20 protein-coding genes and 1 pseudogene are annotated in these 18,932 nt (G+C 70.5%); 13 read left to right on the top strand and 8 right to left on the bottom strand.

The window, feature by feature from the left end; all coding sequences use genetic code 11:
• Positions 1-68: 68 nt before the first annotated feature.
• The gene (locus ACQEU8_RS22310) at positions 69-797 is read right to left on the bottom strand and encodes a type 1 glutamine amidotransferase (protein WP_433103792.1); all 729 of its coding nucleotides are present in this window, start codon (positions 795-797) and stop codon (positions 69-71) included.
• Positions 798-866: 69 nt separating this feature from the next.
• Entirely contained in the window at positions 867-2,105 is a 1,239-nt protein-coding gene (locus ACQEU8_RS22305) for a MurT ligase domain-containing protein (RefSeq protein ID WP_433103790.1), read from the bottom strand.
• A gap of 119 nt (positions 2,106-2,224) precedes the next feature.
• Between ACQEU8_RS22305 and def the strand changes: the two genes are divergently transcribed.
• Entirely contained in the window at positions 2,225-2,758 is a 534-nt protein-coding gene (gene def, locus ACQEU8_RS22300) for a peptide deformylase (RefSeq protein WP_433103788.1), read from the top strand.
• A gap of 118 nt (positions 2,759-2,876) precedes the next feature.
• On the opposite strand, the gene ACQEU8_RS22295 is transcribed toward def, so the two are convergent.
• Positions 2,877-3,530 (bottom strand): TetR family transcriptional regulator, encoded by a 654-nt coding sequence (locus tag ACQEU8_RS22295; protein WP_433103786.1) that lies wholly within the window; start codon positions 3,528-3,530, stop codon positions 2,877-2,879.
• Between the two features lie 162 nt (positions 3,531-3,692).
• On the opposite strand from ACQEU8_RS22295, the gene ACQEU8_RS22290 reads away from it, so the two are divergent.
• The 3 genes from ACQEU8_RS22290 to ACQEU8_RS22280 all read left to right on the top strand — a co-directional run bounded on the left by ACQEU8_RS22290 (position 3,693) and on the right by ACQEU8_RS22280 (position 5,700).
• Positions 3,693-4,928: an acyl-CoA dehydrogenase family protein gene (locus ACQEU8_RS22290; RefSeq protein WP_433103784.1), complete on the top strand. Its 1,236-nt coding sequence runs from the start codon at positions 3,693-3,695 to the stop codon at positions 4,926-4,928.
• A 221-nt stretch (positions 4,929-5,149) separates the two neighbouring features.
• A complete protein-coding gene (locus ACQEU8_RS22285; RefSeq protein ID WP_433103782.1) occupies positions 5,150-5,455 on the top strand; it encodes a hypothetical protein in 306 nt (101 codons plus the stop codon).
• Positions 5,452-5,700 carry a hypothetical protein gene (locus ACQEU8_RS22280; protein WP_433103780.1) on the top strand — a complete coding sequence of 83 codons (249 nt, stop codon included), beginning with the start codon at positions 5,452-5,454 and terminating at the stop codon, positions 5,698-5,700. The genes ACQEU8_RS22285 and ACQEU8_RS22280 overlap by 4 nt, the downstream gene beginning before the upstream one ends.
• Positions 5,701-5,710: 10 nt before the next feature.
• Here ACQEU8_RS22280 and ACQEU8_RS22275 read toward each other — a convergent pair whose 3' ends face one another.
• Both ACQEU8_RS22275 and ACQEU8_RS22270 read right to left on the bottom strand, forming a co-directional pair.
• Positions 5,711-6,409, bottom strand: coding sequence for a B3/B4 domain-containing protein (locus ACQEU8_RS22275; protein WP_433103778.1), 699 nt, complete (start codon positions 6,407-6,409; stop codon positions 5,711-5,713).
• A 31-nt stretch (positions 6,410-6,440) separates the two neighbouring features.
• A complete protein-coding gene (locus ACQEU8_RS22270) occupies positions 6,441-7,055 on the bottom strand; it encodes a LysE family translocator (protein ID WP_433103776.1) in 615 nt (204 codons plus the stop codon).
• Positions 7,056-7,170: 115 nt separating this feature from the next.
• Here ACQEU8_RS22270 and ACQEU8_RS22265 point away from each other — a divergent pair, with 115 nt between their 5' ends.
• Positions 7,171-8,643, top strand: a complete 1,473-nt coding sequence (locus tag ACQEU8_RS22265) for a PLP-dependent aminotransferase family protein (RefSeq protein ID WP_433103774.1) — start codon at positions 7,171-7,173, stop codon at positions 8,641-8,643.
• A 51-nt stretch (positions 8,644-8,694) separates the two neighbouring features.
• Here the strand turns inward: ACQEU8_RS22265 and ACQEU8_RS22260 are convergent, their stop codons facing one another.
• Positions 8,695-9,087, bottom strand: a complete 393-nt coding sequence (locus ACQEU8_RS22260) for a VOC family protein (protein ID WP_433103772.1) — start codon at positions 9,085-9,087, stop codon at positions 8,695-8,697.
• 44 nt (positions 9,088-9,131) lie between these two features.
• On the opposite strand from ACQEU8_RS22260, the gene ACQEU8_RS22255 reads away from it, so the two are divergent.
• Positions 9,132-9,686, top strand: a complete 555-nt coding sequence (locus ACQEU8_RS22255) for a GNAT family N-acetyltransferase (RefSeq protein WP_433103770.1) — start codon at positions 9,132-9,134, stop codon at positions 9,684-9,686.
• Between the two features lie 151 nt (positions 9,687-9,837).
• Here ACQEU8_RS22255 and ACQEU8_RS22250 read toward each other — a convergent pair whose 3' ends face one another.
• Entirely contained in the window at positions 9,838-10,521 is a 684-nt protein-coding gene (locus ACQEU8_RS22250) for a glycerophosphodiester phosphodiesterase (RefSeq protein WP_433103768.1), read from the bottom strand.
• A 248-nt stretch (positions 10,522-10,769) separates the two neighbouring features.
• Between ACQEU8_RS22250 and ACQEU8_RS22245 the strand changes: the two genes are divergently transcribed.
• From ACQEU8_RS22245 to ACQEU8_RS22220, 6 genes are all read left to right on the top strand, one after another.
• Positions 10,770-12,182: a DUF6421 family protein gene (locus ACQEU8_RS22245; protein WP_433103766.1), complete on the top strand. Its 1,413-nt coding sequence runs from the start codon at positions 10,770-10,772 to the stop codon at positions 12,180-12,182.
• Positions 12,183-12,235: 53 nt separating this feature from the next.
• Positions 12,236-13,027: an SDR family NAD(P)-dependent oxidoreductase gene (locus ACQEU8_RS22240; RefSeq protein WP_433103764.1), complete on the top strand. Its 792-nt coding sequence runs from the start codon at positions 12,236-12,238 to the stop codon at positions 13,025-13,027.
• A complete protein-coding gene (locus ACQEU8_RS22235) occupies positions 13,006-14,115 on the top strand; it encodes a threonine aldolase family protein (protein WP_433103762.1) in 1,110 nt (369 codons plus the stop codon). The genes ACQEU8_RS22240 and ACQEU8_RS22235 overlap by 22 nt, the downstream gene beginning before the upstream one ends.
• A gap of 79 nt (positions 14,116-14,194) precedes the next feature.
• On the top strand, positions 14,195-14,776 hold the full coding sequence (locus ACQEU8_RS22230; protein WP_433103760.1) for a transglutaminase-like domain-containing protein: 582 nt from the start codon (positions 14,195-14,197) through the stop codon (positions 14,774-14,776).
• Between the two features lie 259 nt (positions 14,777-15,035).
• The gene (asnB, locus tag ACQEU8_RS22225; RefSeq protein ID WP_433103758.1) at positions 15,036-16,877 is read left to right on the top strand and encodes an asparagine synthase (glutamine-hydrolyzing); all 1,842 of its coding nucleotides are present in this window, start codon (positions 15,036-15,038) and stop codon (positions 16,875-16,877) included.
• Positions 16,878-16,941: 64 nt separating this feature from the next.
• Positions 16,942-17,370 (top strand): MarR family winged helix-turn-helix transcriptional regulator, encoded by a 429-nt coding sequence (locus tag ACQEU8_RS22220; protein WP_433103756.1) that lies wholly within the window; start codon positions 16,942-16,944, stop codon positions 17,368-17,370.
• Positions 17,371-17,520: 150 nt separating this feature from the next.
• Here ACQEU8_RS22220 and ACQEU8_RS22215 read toward each other — a convergent pair whose 3' ends face one another.
• A complete protein-coding gene (locus tag ACQEU8_RS22215) occupies positions 17,521-18,240 on the bottom strand; it encodes a lysophospholipid acyltransferase family protein (RefSeq protein WP_433103754.1) in 720 nt (239 codons plus the stop codon).
• A 127-nt stretch (positions 18,241-18,367) separates the two neighbouring features.
• Here ACQEU8_RS22215 and ACQEU8_RS22210 point away from each other — a divergent pair.
• A pseudogene (locus tag ACQEU8_RS22210) lies at positions 18,368-18,716 on the top strand (TlpA family protein disulfide reductase).
• The last annotated feature ends 216 nt before the right edge of the window (positions 18,717-18,932 follow it).

Below are 18,932 nucleotides of genomic sequence, written 5' to 3'. Positions count from 1 at the left end.
GAGGCGGGCGGTCGCGTCGCACGGTCCGACTGGATCGAGCCACCGGGGCAGCTCGGGGAAGCGGGAGGTCAGGCGGGCTGGGTCGCCGCCGCGATGCGCTCCTGGCGCAGCGCCTCGTACCAGGTGTCGTCGGTCGGTGGCAGCGCGTTCACATCGAGCGACAGCTTGATCAGCAGGTCCGCGATCTGCGGGTTGCGGGCCAGCACCGGACCGTGCAGATACGTCCCGAAGACCGTGTCCCGCCACGCGCCCTCGGTGCCGTCGCCCGTGCCGTTGCCGTTGCCGAGCCGCACCCGGCCCAGCGGCCGTACCCCGGGGCCGAGATGGGTGACGCCCTGGTGGTTCTCGAAGCCGGTGAGCTGCGGGAGGCGCAGCTGCTCGTCGGCGTCGCCGAGGACGTCGCCCACGCACCGCTCCGCCTCGCCGCGGGTGCTGATCACATCCAGCAGCCCGAGCCCGGCGGAGCGCTCGCCCAGGTCGTTCACGAACTCATGGCCCATGATCTGGTAGCCGGCGCACACCGCGAAGACGATGGCGCCGTTGTCCACGGCCCGGTTCAGACCGCCGTCGCGCAGCAGCCGCTCGGCGGCCAGCCGCTGCGGCCGGTCCTCGCCGCCGCCGATCAGATAGATGTCGCCGGACGTCGGGATCGGCTGGTCCGAGCGGACGTCCAGCCGCTGCACGTCCAGCCCGCGCTGCCGCGCCCGCCGCTCCACCACGAGCGCGTTGCCCTGGTCGCCGTACGTGCTCAGCAGGTCGGGGTAGACCCAGACCAGACGCAGACTCGTGTCACTCATGCCGCCAGTCTCCTTGAGCGGATCGATGGGTCGGGCGTACGACGGCCCGGGATCCCAAGATACGGATGATCAGTTGCCGACGGCGCGGCGCAGGTCCTGGAAGGCGGTGTAGTTCGCGATGGTCTCGATCCGCCCCGGCGGGCACCGGCGCACCGCGTCCGCGGGGTTCTCGCACACCTGGAAGTCCACGCCCGCGACCTCCAGCCGCACCGCGAGATCCAGCTTGCGGTCGCCGATGACACAGATCGGGTGCCCGGCCAGCCGCCCGTAGTCCACGTCCCACAGCCAGGAGGTGTCGGTGCCGTCCGCGCCGCGTGCGTTCACCGAGAGGATGACGGGGGTGGGCGGCGGGTCGATCAGCGAGAACGTCTCCAGCCACCCGGCGGGGTTCTTCGCCAGCAGCAGCCGCATGTCGCGGCCCTGGTACTGCACCACGTCGTAGCGTCCGGCGACGGCCTTGACCGCGTACATCCGCTCCAGCGCGACCTGCGGGGGCACCCCGAAGGCGGCGGCCACGGCCGCCGAGGTGGCGGCGTTGGCCTTGTTGGCGCGGCCGGGGAGCTGGAGGTGGATGGGCCAGGCGGAGCCGTGCGGGTCCAGTACATGGTCGCCGGAGAGGGCCCAGGTCGGCTTGGGACGGCGGAAACCGCACTCGGCGCAGAACCAGTCGTCGCCGGGGCGCTGCATCACACCGCCGCACGCCGGGCAGGACCAGGCGTCGTCCTTCCACTCCTGGCCCGCCGCGACCCACACCACGTTGGGGGAGGAGGAGGCCGCCCAGACCACCAGCGGGTCGTCGGCGTTGGCCACGATGACGGCTTTCTGTCCCGAGAGGCCCTCACGCCACCGCTCGGCGAGCATCCGGGTCTCCGCCGCACGGTCGAGCTGGTCACGCGAGAGGTTCAGCAGCGCTATGGCCTTCGGCGTCACGTCCCTGGCCACGCCGGACAGGTACTTCTCGTCCACCTCGATGACGCCGTAGCGCGCGTTCGAGCCGCCGGCCAGCGCCGAGGTGATACCGGCAGGCATGTTGGCGCCCAGCGCGTTGGAGACCACCTCGCCGTTGGCGCGCAGCGCCTCGGCGATCAGCCGGGTGGTCGTCGTCTTGCCGTTGGTCGCGGACACCAGGACCACGTCCAGGTGCTGGGCCAGCCGCTGAAGCAGGTCGGGGTCGAGCTTGAGCGCCACCTTCCCGCCGATCACCGACCCGCTGCCGCGGCCCGCAGCCCGCGACACCGCCGCGGCCGCCTTGCCCGCCGTCACGGCCAGCCGGGACCGCGGCGACAGCGGCTCCGTGTTGCCTGCCATCGTGTCTGAACCTCCTTGCCCCTCGCGTAGAAGAGAAGCCTACCGAGATCCCGCCGGGCCCCTGACCGCGCCACCCCTGCGAAGATCGACAATGCGGCGCCGGGCGTAGGCTGGCGGCCATGCGACGCGGCCCCATTCCTGGCAGCACGGGTGCGGTACACCCGCTGCGGACATACGGCGATCCGGTGCTGCACACTCCCAGCCGTCCGGTCGCGGCCGGCGACCGCGGTGCGCTGCCCGCGCTGGTGGAGGACCTGTACGCGTCGATGTACGCGGCCCACGGAGTCGGGCTGGCCGCCTGCCAGATCGGGGTGCCGCTGCGGGTGTTCGTCTACGACTGTCCCGACGACGACGATCGCCGGCACCGGGGCCATGTGGTCAACCCCCGGCTGGTGCGTGTGGACGGGGTGACCGTGCGTGGCCCCGAGGGCTGTCTCTCACTGCCCGGCCTGGAGGCCCCCACCCCCCGCGCCGACCTGGCCGTCGTCGAGGGCGAGGACATGACCGGCGCCGAGGTGCGGATCGAGGGCACCGGCTACTTCGCGCGCTGCCTCCAGCATGAATGCGATCACCTTGAGGGCCGCGTCTACACGGACCGGCTCACGGGGTGGACGCGCCGCCGCGTGCTCCGCAAAGCGGCTGCCTCGAACTAGGCATGGAGGGACGCGCCCCGTCAGGGGCGCGGGGAACTGCGCGACAAGCCACGACGCAATCCGCAGTCTGCGGACGGCAGGCAGGGGCACCCCGTGACCAGCAAAACGGGAGGGAGCCCTAGAAGCGCGGCCCGCCCACGCGGTCCCCCGCCGCAGCAAGCCGGCCCCACAACAGATCGGCGAGGTGCCGTACCAACGCAGCCCTCTCACAAGGCTTTTCCCGCAACCACCAGTCCCCGGCGGCATGCATCATGCCGACGATCCCGTGCCCCCACACCCGGGCCAGCTCCTCGCTCTCCGGGCCCAGATCGAGCCGTTCGGCGATCACCTTGGCCAACTCCTCGCCCAGCCGCCGCAGCAGCGGCGCCGAGTGCTGGCCCACGTCGAACCCGCGCTCGCTGGTGGAGGCGTCCTCGGCCGGATGCATCAGGAAGCGGTAGACCTGCGGATGAGCCTCGATGGCGGCCAGATAGGTGTCCAGGGTGGCCTCCACGCGCTCGCGCCGCTCGCGGGGCGCGTCGAGCGCGGCCCGCAGGGAGGCCAGCAGCGCGTCGGTGTGCCGGATGGCGAGTGCGCGGTAGAGGCCGCCCTTGTCGCCGAAGTGCCGGTAGAGGATGGGCTTGGTGATGCCCGCCTCCGCGGCGATCGCGTTCATGGAAGCGCCGGGGCCCTCGCGGAGTACGACCCGCTCGGCGGCCTCCAGCAGCTGTTTGCGGCGCTGCTCGGTGCTGTCGGACCGGTCGCCCTGGTCCGCCGGCCGTGTGCTCCCCATGGTGCTTCTCCCCGCCCCTGTCTGCGACTGCCGGGCCGCAACGTAACACCCTCACGTGCACGAATGCCTCGGCGAACGGGAGTTGACAGGTGCTACTGACGGGTAACAGACTGCGGATTACCGATGGTAACGAGTTACTGAGACAGGCGGAGGACCCCGACGATGGCCGAGACCGAGTTCGCACTGGATCTCAACGACGATCAGAAGGAAGTCCGGGACTGGCTCCACGGGTTCGCCGCCGATGTGATGCGCCCCGCGGCCGCCGAATGGGACGAGCGCGAGGAGACCCCCTGGCCGATCATCCAGGAGGCCGCCAAGATCGGCCTGTACTCGCTCGACTTCTACGCCCAGCAGTACTTCGACCCCACCGGACTCGGCATCCCCATGACGATGGAGGAACTGTTCTGGGGTGACGCGGGCATCGCGCTGTCCATCGTCGGCACCGGTCTGGCCGCCGTCGGGGTGCTCGCCAACGGCACCGAGGAGCAGATCGGCACCTGGGTGCCGCAGATGTACGGGGACGCCGCCGATGTGAAGGTCGCCGCCTTCTGCTCGTCCGAGCCGGACGCCGGCTCCGACGTGGCCTCCATGCGCACCCGCGCCGTCTACGACGAGGCCAAGGACGAGTGGGTACTCAACGGCACCAAGACCTGGGCCACCAACGGCGGAATCGCCAACGTCCACGTCATCGTCGCCAGTGTCGACCCCGAGCTCGGCTCCAAGGGCCACGCCTCCTTCATCGTTCCCCCCGGCACCCCCGGTCTGTCGCAGGGCCAGAAGTTCAAGAAGCACGGCATTCGCGCCTCGCACACCGCCGAAGTCGTGCTCGACAACGTCCGGGTGCCAGGGCACTGCCTGCTCGGCGGCAAGGAGAAGCTGGACGAGCGGCTGGCCCGCGCCCGGGAGCGGGCGAAGAAGGGGAGCGGGGAGAGGATCAAGAACGCGGCCATGGCGACCTTCGAGGCGTCCCGCCCCGCCGTCGGTGCCATGGCGGTCGGCACCGCGCGTGCCGCGTACGAGGTCGCCCTCGACTACGCCAAGACCCGGGAGCAGTTCGGCCGTCCCATCATCGACAACCAGGGTGTCGCCTTCCAACTCGCCGACATGCGCACCAGCGTCGACGCGGCCCGGCTGCTGGTGTGGCGGGCCTCGTGGATGGGCGTGACGGGCCGCAAGTTCGAGTCGGCCGAGGGTTCCATGTCCAAGCTGTTCGCCAGCGAGACAGCCAAGAAGGTGACGGCCCAGGCCATCCAGATCCTCGGCGGCAACGGCTACACCCGCGAGTACCCGGTCGAGCGGATGCACCGCGACGCGGCCATCTACTCCATCTTCGAAGGTACGAGTGAGATCCAGCGGCTGGTGATCGCGCGCACCCTGTCGGGCATGCCGATCCGCTGAGCGAAGACCCTGGAGGGGGCGAGCAGACCCCTGCGCAAGTCCGTCGACGCAGGGAGGGGCCCCTCTGCCGAAGGCCCCCTCCCTGTCCCTACGCCTGCCGGACGCTCCTCAGGTGCTCGACGTATGTGCCCACGCCTGTGCGCCAACCCCCACCCCCGCGCTAATCTCGTGTCTCATCGGGGAATCACGCACCATGAACTGACCAAGGCGGGAGGCCGGCCGTGAGCGACCAGCCGTGGACCATCGACAGCCTCGCCCACGCCCTCCCACACCCCGACCAGCGGCAACAGTTCTGGCGCGATGTGAACCTCACCCCCGTCGACCAGCTCCCCGAGACCATCGCCCGCTGGCAGCAGTACGTCGAACGGCTGCAGGAAGCCCTGGCCCGCGCGGAACGGCTTCGCGGATACACCGAACACGGCGACGGACAGCTCCCGGCCGAGTACCGTGAGACACCCCAATCACAAGCCGCCTGGGAACAGTGGGAGCAGCAGATGAGGCAGCAGCAAGGGCACAACGCGGCGTGACCTGGCATTTCGAGCGCGACCCGCACGCCCTGGAACTCATCGCCGCCTTATCCACGGAAGCGCAGTTCGCCTTCTTCAACCTCATCCCGCAGCTCGAAGACGACCCCGACAAGGCCACCCAGCCCTACGGCCTCGACATCGACGGACCCGTCCGCATCCGCTGCGCCACCCTCCCCGGCGCCCTCACCGTCCTCCTCATCAGCGACCACACCGGACGAGTCAGCCTCGTCGACGTCGTCGGCTGACGGGCCGGCACTACAGCTCGAAGCGGGGAGCCTGCCCGGTGAGGACGGTTGAGCGCGGGCTGACCGCCCAGTGGGTGCGCAGCGCGTCCGCGAGTATGTCCAGCAGCTCCGCCATCTCACCCGGTGCGGTCTCGTGCAATGCCTCGGCGACGATCAGCACTTCGTCCGTGCCCTCGCGTACGGCGGACCAGCCACTCTGCCGGTTGGACCAGCGGCGTGCGTGGGCACGGGCCGCGTCGTCGGCGAAGATCACCTCGCCGGGTTCGGGGTGCTCCTCGCCGCCCGCGAACGTCTCGTAGCGTTCGTCGCCCGTGGCGTACCGCACCTGGAGATCCCCCTCGATCCGCGCCAGGTCGAAGACGCCGACCGGGATCGCGTAGGCGAGCGAGGCGGCGTTGCACAGGTCGATGAGCGGGTGGATGGCCGGCAGCGCCCCCTCCTTGCGGAAGCGCCGCAGCAGCGACTCGGCGGCACATCGGTACTGGGTCGGCTTGAGCCCCATGGCCGTGAACGCCCGCCGCCACGCCTGGATCTGCGGCAGCCCGCTCTCCTGGCCGCCGCCGTCCGCGTTGCGGGCCGCCGCCCGTGCGCACAGCTGCGCCACGGTGTCGTCGGCGCGGGCGTCGGCCGCGATGCCCTTGGCGTGCAGGACGCCCGGTACCAACTGGGGGAAGTCCCGCCACAGTTGCGGTGAGTGCGCGAAGTGCATGGTGCTGTTGTCTCCGGAAGTCGGGGTGCGGTCAGAAGAAGGCGAGGCGGGCGCCGAGTGCGGCGAACGTACCGGCGAAGGCGCGCCGCATCCACCGCACCACCCGCGGCCGGGAGATGACCTGAGCACGCATGGTCGCGGCCGCGAGTCCGTAGCCGGCGAACACCACCAGGGTCAGCAGTACGAAGCAGGCGCTCAGCTGCGCCATCCGCCATACGGCGTGCGGCTCGTCCTCCCGTACGAACTGTGGCAGAAAGGCGACGAAGAACAGCGTCAGTTTCGGGTTGAGAACGTTGAGGAGAACGGCTGAGACGATGACCTTCGAGGTCGTGCGCGGAGCGCTTCCCGCCTCCTCGTGGCCGTCCTGTGCCGTCAGCGAGCTCTTGTCCCGCAGCGTGCTCCACGCCATCCACAGCAGATAGGCAACGCCCAGGTACTTGAGGATCTGGAACGCCACCGTGCTGGTGTGCAGCAGCGCGGCGAGCCCGGTGATGGCGGCGAGAGCCTGCGGAAGGGTGCCGAGCGTGCAGCCGAGGGCGGCCACGAGGCCGGCCCGTCTGCCGTGCGTCAGCCCGGCGGCGATCGTGCAGAGCACGCCCGTGCCCGGGGTCACCACCACGACCAGCGCGGTCAGTAGAAACTCCATGCCTTGACCCTCTCGGCACAATGGGCCTGTGAACAGAGCCAAAGGATCTTCGGTCGACAGGACCAAAGAGACCGAAGAAGAGACCGAAGGGGAGGCCGCAAGGAGCGAACCGGCCGTGCCGGCCACCCCCGCAGCCTCCGACTTCCTCCAGCTCAGCGCGGCCGAGGTGCCCCGCGGCGGGCTGTCGGACTGGCTCGTCGGCGAGATCAGACGCGCCATCGCCGACGGCCGGCTGCCCACCGGCAGCCGGCTGCCCGCCACCCGTGTGCTGGCCGCCGACCTCAAGGTGTCTCGCGGCGTGGTGACCGAGTCGTACCGACGCCTGGTCGAGGACGGCCATGTGGTGGGCAGGGGCCGCGCCGGCACCGTGGTGGCGGCCAACCCGCTGAACGGGGCGCGCGGCGCGGCGAGTTCCGCCGACGCCGCCACCGAGGCGCACCCGGCCACCACCGTGTTCGACGTACCACCCGGAGCCGACGTCTTCGACGTCTTCCGCGCGGCGCCCGCCCGGATCGACCTGTCGCCAGGGCTGCCGGACCTCGCCGCGTTCCCCCGTACCGCCTGGCTGCGTGCCGAACGGGCCGTACTGGCCGAACTGGCCGCCTCCGACCTCGGATACGGCGACCCCCGCGGCACCCTCGCACTGCGCCGCGCGGTCGCCGGCTGGCTGCGCGTCAACCGGGGCATCTCGGCGGAACCCGCGGAGATCATCATCGTCGCCGGTACCGCACAGGCCCTCGGCCTGGTCGCGCAGGTACTGCGGGCCGAGGGCATCGACAGGCTCGCCGTCGAGGACCCGTGCTCCCTCGGCGCCCGCCAACATCTGCACAGCTGGGGGCTGGCGACGCCCCCCGTACCCGTGGACTCCGAAGGCGTACGGGTCGACGCGCTCCGCGCCACCGGAGCACGCGCCGTGCTGCTCACCCCGGCACACCAGTTCCCCACCGGCGTCGTCCTCGGCGGCGAGCGCCGCCGCGAACTGGTGCGCTGGGCGGGGGAGGGCGGACTGATCGTCGAGGACGACTACGACGCCGAACACCGCTACGACCACGCCCCGGTGGCGGCGCTCGGCGCGATGGCGCCGGACCACGTCTGCTACGCAGGCAGCGTCTCCAAACTCCTCGCGCCCGCCCTCCGCGTCGGCTGGCTGCTCGCACCCGCCCGCTACCGCGAGGCGCTCACCGACGCCAAACGCTTCGCCGATCTCGGCAATGCGGCACTGCCGCAGCTGGTGCTCGCCAGACTGATGGAGTCCGGCGCCTTCGAACGCCAGCTGCGGCTGATCCGGCGCCGCCACCGGGCCCGCCGCGACGCCATGATCGCGGCGATCCGCACCCACCTGCCGTACGCGCGGGTGCACGGCGCCGCCGCGGGGTTGCATCTGATGGTCACCCTGCCGCCCGGCGTCAGCGACACCGCGCTGGCCTCCCGCGCCCTCGCGCACGGTGTCAAGACCCAGCCACTGTCCTGGCACACCCAGCGCCCCGACCGCCCCGGTCTCGTCCTCGGCTATGCGGCCGCCACCCCCACCGCCATCGCCGAAGGCATCGCCCTCCTCGCCACCCTGCACCCGTCCCGTCCCCGCTGATCGCCCTCTCCTGGCCGGCAGGCGCCCCTTCCACTACGGGCGACGCCTCCGTCAGATGCCAGGGCGGTAACGCAGCGGATGGTCCGCGGGGATCTCCACCAGCACCAGGCGGTGGCCGTCCGGGTCGGCGATCCACATCTCGATCAGACCCCACGGCTCCTTGACCGGCGGCCGCAGGATCTCCGCTCCCGCCGCGCGCAGCCCCTCGTGGGCGGCGGCGGCATCGGCGACCTGGAGCCAGAGCTGGAGAGTGGGGGTGGGTGGCTCGTCGCTCCGCCCCGAGACCTCGAGGAAGCCGCCGCCCAGGAAATAGACGGTGCCGCGCTCGGGTCCCGTACCGAACTCGCGGGCGATCTGAAGGCCGAGCGTGTCGCCGTAGAAGGCCCGCGACCTGTCCGGATCGGTGGGCCGCAGCAGAACCCGGCTGCTCAGTACGTGCACCATGCCCGCACTCTAGATCCGCAGCCCTCCGGATAAGGTCGGGCGACATGAGCGACACCGCACAGCGGGGCGAGCTGCCCCTGACCTTCCGCCGCGCCGTCGAGGCCGACATCCCCGCCGTCACCGCGCTGGTGGAGTCCGCCTACCGGGGCGAAGCCAGCCGTGCGGGCTGGACCACCGAGGCCGATCTGCTGGACGGCCGGCGCACCGACCCGGAGGCGGTCGCCGCCGTGGTCCGCGATCCGAAGAGCATCATGCTGGTCGTCGAACGGGACGACACCGTCATCGCCTGCTGCCAGCTCGAACACCGCGGCAAGGAGGCCTACTTCGGCATGTTCGCCGTCAGCCCGCTGCTCCAGGGCGGCGGGGTCGGCCGCGCCGTGCTGGCCGAGGCCGAACGCACGGTGCGTACGGAGTGGGGCGCCGAGCAGATGCAGATGCAGGTCATCCGGCAGCGCGAGGATCTGATCGCCTGGTACGAGCGCCGCGGGTACGTCCGCACCGGCCGGCTCAGCCCCTTCCCCTACGGCGACGAACGCTTCGGCATCCCCCAACGCACCGACCTGGCCTTCGAGCTCCTGGTCAAACCCTTGGGCGAGTGACCGAACGCGGGGCCTGAGCCCGTCGCGGCTGAGAGCCGGTGTGGCCCTGAGGCCCCTCCGTGGGGGTCCTGGGGGCGGAGCCCCCAGACCCATTTCCGCCGCGACGGCGCTCAGCCACCGCGGCGAGGGTCCGGCGGCATCCGCGACGGCCTCAGCCCAAACGTCCGACGGCCCGCTTCACCGCCGGCATATCGGTGACGACCCCGTCCAGCCCCAGCTCGCGTACGCGTGCGAGGTCCTCATCGGTGTTGACGGTCCAGCTGATGACCTGGATCCCGGCGTCGTGTGCCCTGCGCACGATGTCCGCGTCCAGGTGCTGGAGCTCCAGCGAGATCATCCCCGCGCCCAGTTCCCGGGCCCGTTCCGGCGCTGTGGGCGATGAGCGGCCCGCCACCAGCACGATCGGGATGTCGGGCAGGTGCTCGCGGGTCTCGCGCAGCGCCTCGGCGTGGAAGGAGATCACCGTCACCCTCTCGTGCAGTTCCCGCCGCCGGATGGTGTCGGCGAGCACCCGGGCCGCGGCGCGGTCCTTGATCTCCGCCTGGAGCGGGCTGTCCACCGCGTCCACGACCTCCTCGAAGACCGGCACCCGCTCGCCCTGACCCGCGTCCAGCTCGCGCAGCTCGGCCAGGGTGAAGTCGCTGATCGGGCCACTGCCGTCGGTCGTACGCGCCACGTCCGCGTCGTGCATCACCACCAGCTCGCCGTCCTTGCTCAGATGCAGATCGAGTTCGATGACGTCGAGCCCTTCGCGTTCGGCGCGGACGAAGGAGCGCAGCGTGTTCTCGGGCTCGACGCCCATCACTCCGCGGTGTCCGACGGTGAGCAGTGGCACGGGCGCGCTCGCTTTCGTGCGGGGACGGCGGTGGATCGCCAGACTAAACGGTCCTCGCGCCGCATCCGGCCGGAGGCCGTGGGAGCCCTGGGGGAACTGGAAAGGGCAGCGGTGTCGGCCGCAGATCACAGGAAAAACAGCGGTCTACCCGAGGGAGCGCAGGATAATCTCTTGATCTCTCCTCTTGAGAGGGGACGCTCTCACGTATACGGTTTCCTTACGCGAGTTTCTCCTGTGGAGGGGTCAACATGACGGAAATTCTTTCGCCCGCGCCCGCTCGGGGCGGCGTTTCGCCATCCGCGGGTGGTGCCGCCGAGAGCGTGGCCGCGCACCCCGCCTGGCCGGTACTGAAGGCTGCCGTGGAGGCCGTCCGCCCCGCACAGTCCAAGGACGGCTCGATCGACTTCGACGCCGAGGGCGCACCCACCCGTCAGGAGATGCGGGACGAGCTGGAGCGCGTCGTGGCTGCCGTGGAGGAGCTCTCCCCGCTGCTGCCGCACGATGCCGACTACCACCGCGCCCTGGTGGCCGACCTGCGCCGCTGGGCCGACGACGGCTTCGGCGTGCCGGACTTCCTCGACTCGCTGCTCGCCTTCCAGCCGGCGCAGAACCGCGCCGACGGCCTCCAGCACTTGGTCGTCTTCCCGATGTACACGCAGAACGGCAACCCGAACCGCAATCTGGAGGCCGTCGTCCTGCGCATGGTCTGGCCGGACTGGCTGGCCGAGCTGGAGCGCACCCGCTACGACAATCCGCTGTTCTGCGGTATCACCTTCGAGGACTTCACCTCCGGCTACGACACCCACTCCGCCGTACTCTTCCCGGAGACCATCGCCGTACGCGAGGCGCCCGAGCGCTTCAGCTGGGGCGGCATCTTCTGCGACCGCGAGGCGGCCCGCTTCCGCCGCGTCGTCCAGGCGGCCTGCGACGTCACCAGCCTCGAACTCCCCGCCGACGCCCAGGAGTTGCTGGCCGACCAGGAGCGCTGCCAGCAGACGTTCGTGCTGTGGGACATGGTCCACGACCGCACCCACAGCCACGGCGACCTGCCCTTCGACCCCTTCATGATCAAGCAGCGGCAGCCGTTCTGGATGTACGGCCTCGAGGAGCTGCGCTGCGATCTGACCGCCTTCCACGAGGGCGTGAAGCTGGAGGCCGACGGCTACCCGCAGGGCCGGGACGTGCAGTACGCGATGCTGCTGGAGCGGCTCTTCCGCTTCCCCGTCACCGGTGAGCGCAAGCGCAACTACGACGGCCTCGGCGGGCAGCTGCTCTTCGCCTACCTCCACCAGCACGACGCGCTGCGCTGGCGGGACAACAAGCTGTCCATCGACTGGGACCGCGCCCGCGAGGTCACCGTCGCGCTGCGCGAGGAGATCGAGACGCTCTACCGCGCCGGTATCGACCGGCCCAAGATCGTCCACTGGTTCAAGGCGTACGAGCTGGTCTCCCGCTATCTGGCCCCGCACCCCGGCTCGACGTGGGCCAAGGGCCCGGAAGCGCTGGATCTGACGCTCCCGCCGCGCAAGCTGGTGGACGAGGTGCTGCCCGACGAGTTTCCGCTCAGCATGTTCTACGAAGCTCTCGCGAAGAAGCTCCGGAGTGTGATCGCATCGACCCAGGGCATCACCGCTGCCGACCCGGTCCGGGCCGCCGCATGAGCGGGTCCCCCCAGGGGCACAGCGGAGGGCAGGAGCGCGAGGAGGCGACGGAGATGACGGGCATCACGGACACAACGACAGAGCGTGGCTACGAGGGCAACGGCGAGGGCGATCTCCAGGGCCGCGTGATCGCGGTCGCGGGAGCGGCCGGACCCGCAGGACAGGCCACGCTGCTGCGGCTCGCCGAGGAGGGTGCCACCGTCGTGGCCTGCGACGCGGACGCGGAGCGTCTGGCGCAGGCCGTGGATGCCGCGCGGTTCGCCCACGGAGGGGCCACCGTCACCGGCGACACCGTCGACCTGCTCAGCCTGGAGGAGACCCGGGCATGGGCGGACAAGACCGAGAAGGAGTTCGGCCGTATCGACGGTCTGGTGCATCTGGTCGGCGGCTGGCGCGGCTCGGCCTCGTTCGCCGAGACCGACCTGGCCGACTGGGACACCCTGCACAACCTCCTCGTCCGCACCCTCCAGCACACCTCGCTCGCTTTCGAGGCTCCGCTCAAGCGCGCGGGTGACGGCCGGTTCCTGCTCATCAGCGCGCTGGGCGCCAGCAAGCCGACCGCGGGCAACGCCGCCTACGCCGCGTCCAAGGCGGCAGCCGAGGCGTGGACGCTCGCGCTCGGCGACTCCTTCCGCAAGTCGGGGGGCGAGGGCGGGCCGCCGGCGGCCGCTGTCATCCTGGTGGTGAAGGCACTGGTGCACGACCAGATGCGCGCCGACCGGCCGAACGCGAAGTTCGCGGGCTTCACGGACGTCAAGGACCTCGCGAAGGCCGTTGTCGACACCTGGAACAAGCCCGCCGAAGAGCTGAACGGAACCCGCCTGTGGCTGACGCCCAACACCTGAACCAGCCCGCCCGGTCCGCGGCGGCGCCGGCCACCGACGCCAGACGCCGTCACGACCCGGACGTCCGCGGCTTCGCCAGCGACAACTACGCGGGTGCGCATCCGGAGATCCTGGCGGCGCTGGCGAAGGCCAACGGCGGCCACCAGGCCGCCTACGGTGCGGACGAGTACACAGAACACCTCCAGACCGTGGTCCGCAGCCACTTCGGCCGGCGCGCCGAGGCGTTCCCGGTCTTCAACGGCACCGGAGCCAATGTCGTCGCGCTCCAGGCGGTCACCGACCGCTGGGGCGCCGTCATCTGTGCCGACACCGCACACATCCACGTCGACGAATGCGGCGCTCCGGAGCGGGTCGGCGGCATCAAGCTGCTCACCGTGCCCACCCCGGACGGCAAGCTCACCCCCGAGCTGATCGACCGGGAGGCCTTCGGCTGGGACGACGAGCACCGCGCCATGCCGCAGGTGGTCTCCCTCGCCCAGAACACCGAACTCGGCACCCTCTACACGGTGGAGGAGATCCGCGCCCTGTGCGAGCACGCGCACGAGCGCGGCATGCTCGTCCACCTCGACGGAGCACGGATCGCCAACGCGGCCGCGGCGCTGGACGTTCCGATGCGCGCTTTCACCAACGCCGCGGGCGTGGACCTCCTCTCCTTCGGCGGCACCAAGAACGGCATGCTCTTCGGCGAGGCCGTCATCGTGCTCAACCCGGACGCGGTCCGCCATATGAAGCATCTGCGCAAGCTGTCGATGCAGCTGGCCTCCAAGATGCGCTTCATATCCGTGCAGTTGGAGGCGCTGCTGTCGGGCGATCTGTGGCTGCGCAACGCACGGCACTCCAACGCGATGGCGCAGCGCCTCGCCGAGGGCGTCCGGGACGTGGACGGTGTGGAGATCCGCTACCCGGTGCAGGCCAACGCCGTCTTCGCGCGCCTGCCGCACGATGTGAGCGAACGCCTCCAGAAGCGCTACCGCTTCTACTTCTGGGACGAGTCGGCGGGCGAGGTGCGCTGGATGTGCTCCTTCGACACCACCGAGCAGGACGTCGACGGCTTCCTCGCGGCGCTCCGTGAGGAGATGGCCCGGTAGCACCTCGCGATCTGAATATTTATGCAGCCCGTCGTAATTCCATTGAGTCGCGGCGGGCTGCGCCGTACGCTGACGCGGCATGATGCTCACTCCCGTCACCGCTGACGAGTCCGCCTACCTCGCCGCCGACGACGTCATCGACCACACCCATCCACTGGTACGCGAGACGGCCGCCCGGCTGAGTGCCGGGACGGACGGCGATCTGGCCGCGTACGCCCGCGCGGCCTACGAGTTCGTCCGCGACACCATCCCGCACTCCGCCGACGTGGGGGACTGGCGCATCACCTGGCGCGCCTCCGATGTGCTCGCCCAGCGGGTCGGCATCTGTCACGCCAAGTCCCACGCCCTGGTCGCCCTGTTGCGCGCGGAGGGCGTTCCGGCGGGGTTCTGCTACCAGAAGCTGAACGTGCTGCACGGACTGATCGCGCTGCGGCTCCCGGGGTCGCAGCACTGGGTGCGGCAGGACGCGCGGGGCAACAAGCCGGGAGTGAACGCCCAGTTCAGCCTCGACCGTGAGCAGCTCGCCTTCTCCGTGTGGCCGGAGAAGGGGGAGTGCGACTATCCGGTGCTCTACGCCGAGCCGCATCCGGTCGTCCTGCGCGCGCTGCGGCAGGCCACCAATCGCGCCCAGCTGTGGCAGCTGCTCGATACGGCGCTGTAACCCCGCCACTCCGCCCCCCGGCGTGCTGCGGACACTCGCTGTTGCAGGTCAGGCAGTTGTCCGCGAGTCGCCTTCGTAGTGGCCGGTGGGGGCACCTCCCGGCCGGAGTCCCCCAGCCTCCGGCCGGGAGGTGCCCCCAGTGGAGCCGTTCCCCGCGCCCCTTCGGGGCGCGGGCCCCCGGATGTGCGCCGAAACATGGATGTGACACAGTGGCAGATGGATAGGTGCCCGATACACGTAGTGGAGGCGGAGGAGCAACATGTGCGGAATCACCGGATGGGTCTCCTACGACAGGAACCTGGCGTCCGAGCGGGCGACCGTCGACGCCATGATGGAGACCATGTCCTGCCGTGGTCCGGACGACGCCGGCACCTGGACAGCCGGCCCCGCAGCACTGGGGCACCGCCGGCTCGCGATCATCGACCTTCCAGGCGGCAGGCAGCCGATGACCGTCGAGACTCCCGAGGGCACCGTCGCCCTCGTCTACTCGGGGGAGACCTACAACTACACCGAGCTGCGCCGTGAACTGGCCGGGCGCGGCCACCGGTTCAGCACCGACTCGGACACCGAGGTGGTGCTCCACGCCTATCTGGAGTGGGGTCACGCGCTGGCCGAGCGGCTGAACGGCATGTACGCGTTCGCCATCTGGGACAGCCGCTCCAGGCAACTGGTCATGGTGCGCGACCGGATGGGCATCAAGCCCTTCTACTACGCCGAGACCGCCGACGGTGTGCTGTTCGGCTCCGAGCCCAAGGCGATACTCGCCAACCCGCTGGCCCGCCGCGAGGTCGGACTCGACGGCCTGCGCGAGCTGTTCGCCTTCGTCAAGACGCCCGGCCACGCCGTGTGGGAGGGCATGCGCGAGGTGGAGCCCGGCACGGTGGTGACCGTCAGCGAGAGCGGCGTACGCACCCACGTCTACTGGCAGTTGGAGACCCGGCCGCACACCGATGGCAAGGACGAGACCGTCGCGCGGGTGCGCGAGCTGATGGACGACATCGTGCGCCGTCAGCTCGTCTCCGACGTACCGCGCTGCACCCTGCTCTCCGGCGGTCTCGACTCCTCCGCGATGACGGCGCTGGCGGCCCGGCAGCTGCGCGAGAGCGGCGAGACGGTACGCAGCTTCGCCGTCGACTTCGTCGGACAGACCGAGAACTTCGTCGCCGACGACCTGCGCGCCACCCCTGACACGCCCTTCGTGCACGATGTCGCCCGCGAGTCCGGCACCGAGCACCAGGACATCGTCCTCAGCTCCGACGACCTGGCCGATCCCGAGGTGCGCTCCCGCGTCATCCGGGCCCGCGACATCCCCATGGGCCTCGGCGACATGGACGCCTCGCTCTATCTTCTGTTCAAGGCCATCCGGCAGCACTCGACGGTCGCGCTGTCCGGAGAGTCCGCCGACGAGGTCTTCGGCGGCTACAAGCACTTCTTCGACGAGGAGGCGCGCAAGGGCGAAACTTTCCCGTGGCTGGTGCAGTTCGCGCAGGATATGGGCGAGGACGGCGACGTACTCAACGACTCCGTCATCCGCGCCCTCGACCTGCCCGGCTATGTGCGGGACAGCTACTCCTCGGCCGTTTCCGGCATCCAACGCCTGGACGGGGAGAGCGACTTCGAGTACCGGATGCGGGTGATCTGTCATCTGCACCTCACCCGCTTCGTCCGCGTCCTGCTCGACCGCAAGGACCGCGCGAGCATGGCCGTCGGGCTGGAGGTGCGCGTACCGTTCTGCGACCACCGACTGGTGGAGTACGTCTACAACACCCCTTGGGAGCTCAAGTCGTTCGACGGCCGGGAGAAGAGCCTGCTGCGGGAGGCGACCGCCGATGTGCTGCCCCGCTCCGTCTACGACCGGGTCAAGAGCCCCTACCCCTCCACGCAGGACCCGAAGTACCACACGGCGCTCCAGGAGAACGTCAGGGACCTGCTGGCCAAGCCCTCCCACCAGGTCTTCGACCTCGTCAGCAGGGACTGGCTGGAGCGCGCGGTCAAGGTCGGGACCCCGCAGATCACCCAGGCCGGCCGGCGCGGTCTGGAGCGCGTCCTCGACCTGGCGCTGTGGATCGACATGTACGCCCCGACGCTTACACTCACTTGATCCGATCAAGGCCTGATCAGCTCACGATTCGCTGATCCGATCAGGACGAGCCCATGGGGGAGCGATGGGGACCCGGCAGGACGCGGCGTTCGAGATGGTCCTGGCCTTGCATCGGCTGCTGCGGTCGCTGCGCCGGGCCAGCCCCACGGGCGGGTTGCAGCCCACCCAGCTGATAGCCCTGGCCATGCTCACGGAGGCAGGGCCCAGCCGGATCGGTGTCATCGCCGACCGGGTCCCGTGCTCCCAGCCGACTGCCACCGCCGTCGTCGCGGAGCTGGAGACCCTCGGGCTCGTACGCCGGGAGCCCGACCCCACCTACGGCCGCGCCACACGCGTGGCCGTCACGGAGGAGGGGGTCGGCGCGCTGCGCGGGGTGGCCCACGGCGAGGCCGAGGTGTTGTTGGAGCGCCTCGGTGCGCTTTCGGAGGGAGAGGTCGAGCGGGTGCTGGCGGTGGCTCCACTGTTGCGCTTGCTGGCCGACGCGGGGCGCTAGGTTGCGTTCACCGCTGCGTTGTACCGGGTGCCCCTCCCCGTTGTCCGCGGGCTGCGGGTGCGTCGTGGTTGCTGGGGGCACCTCCCGGCCGGAGGCTGGGGGAGCAGTTCCCCGCGCCCCTGACGGGGCGCGTCTCCCCGTGCCGGTGCGCTACAGCGCCTGGGCCTGGGCCGGTGTCGGGGCCGTGCCGCCCAGGTGCGCCGGCAGCCACCAGGCGTCGGCGGAGCTCTGCGGGACGGCGGGATAGGCGCGCTGGGCCGCTTCCAGCAGCTCGTGCATGCGCTCGCGCAGCCGCTCGGTGACGCTGAGTGCCGACTCGTCCTGGCCGGCCTCCACCGGTTCGCCGACGTGGATGTTGATGGGGAAGTGGTTGCGGCCGAAGTCCCGCTTGTGCCCCTTGGTCCACAGCCGCTGCGTGCCCCAAAGCGCCATCGGTACCAGTGGCACCCGTGCCTCCTGGGCCAGCCGGGCCGCACCGGTCTTGAACTCCTTGAGGGTGAAGGAGGGCGAGATGGTGGCCTCCGGGAAGACGCCGATGACCTCGCCGGACCGCAGCGCATCGAGCGCGTGCGCGTACGCGTCCTCGCCGCGCGAGCGGTCGACCGGTATGTGCTTCATCGCACGCATCAGCGGCCCGGAGACCTTGTGCCGGAAGACCGACTCCTTGGCCATGAACCGCACCAGGCGCTTGGCGGGGCGGGCCGCCAGCCCGGTGAAGACGAAGTCCAGGTAGCTGATGTGGTTGCTCACCAGTACGGCGCCGCCGCGTGCGGGCACATGTGTGGTGCCGCGGATGTCGAAGCGCAGATCGAGAGCCTTGAACCACGCTCGCGCTGCACCGATCACCGGCGGGTAGAGGAGATCTGCCACGTCGGGGGAACCCTTCGTCTCGGGATGCCGGTACTTACGGGTGCGTAACTTCCGACTCCGGCAGATCGTTCCCCAAAGCGTTGCTCCTGGCTACCCTCCTGGCAGACTTGTCCAGATGCACGCGGGAATGGAGGACTTCGTGGCGGAGCGGGCGGGCCGGGCGGACCTGGTGAGCGCCGAGGCGCTCGGTGTCGCGGGCGGCCTGGGGGAGCGGGCCACCCTCGTCCAGTTCTCCAGCGCCTTCTGCCAGCCCTGCCGCGCCACCCGGCGGACCCTCGACGAGGTGGCCGCCATGGTCGAGGGCGTCGCCCATATCGAGATCGACGCCGAGGACCATCTGTCGCTCGTGCGCGATCTTGGCGTCACCGGCACGCCCACGGTGCTCGTCCTCGACGCCGAGGGGCATCGTGAAGCGGGCCACGGGTCAGCCCCGTAAGCCGGACGTGATCGCAGCGCTGGGCCTCGCCATCGCGTGAACCCCGCTGCGCGCGGCTGCACGCCCGCCCGCGTGATCCAGATCCCGCTCCAGGGCACTCGCTTCGTCCCGTCCCGCGTGATGGAGTTGGGCTGTTCACTCTCCCCGTTGGCAACGTCACACCTTGACGGTCTTGAGAACGGGGAACGTGCTGGATGTACTGACGAGTAATATTGTGGACGGACGCCCGGTCCCACCGGATCGGAACCCGTAAGTC

This window comes from Streptomyces sp. CA-250714, from assembly GCF_050936705.1.
Classification (GTDB): domain Bacteria; phylum Actinomycetota; class Actinomycetes; order Streptomycetales; family Streptomycetaceae; genus Streptomyces.
This window is presented reverse-complemented; position numbering and strand designations above follow the sequence as displayed.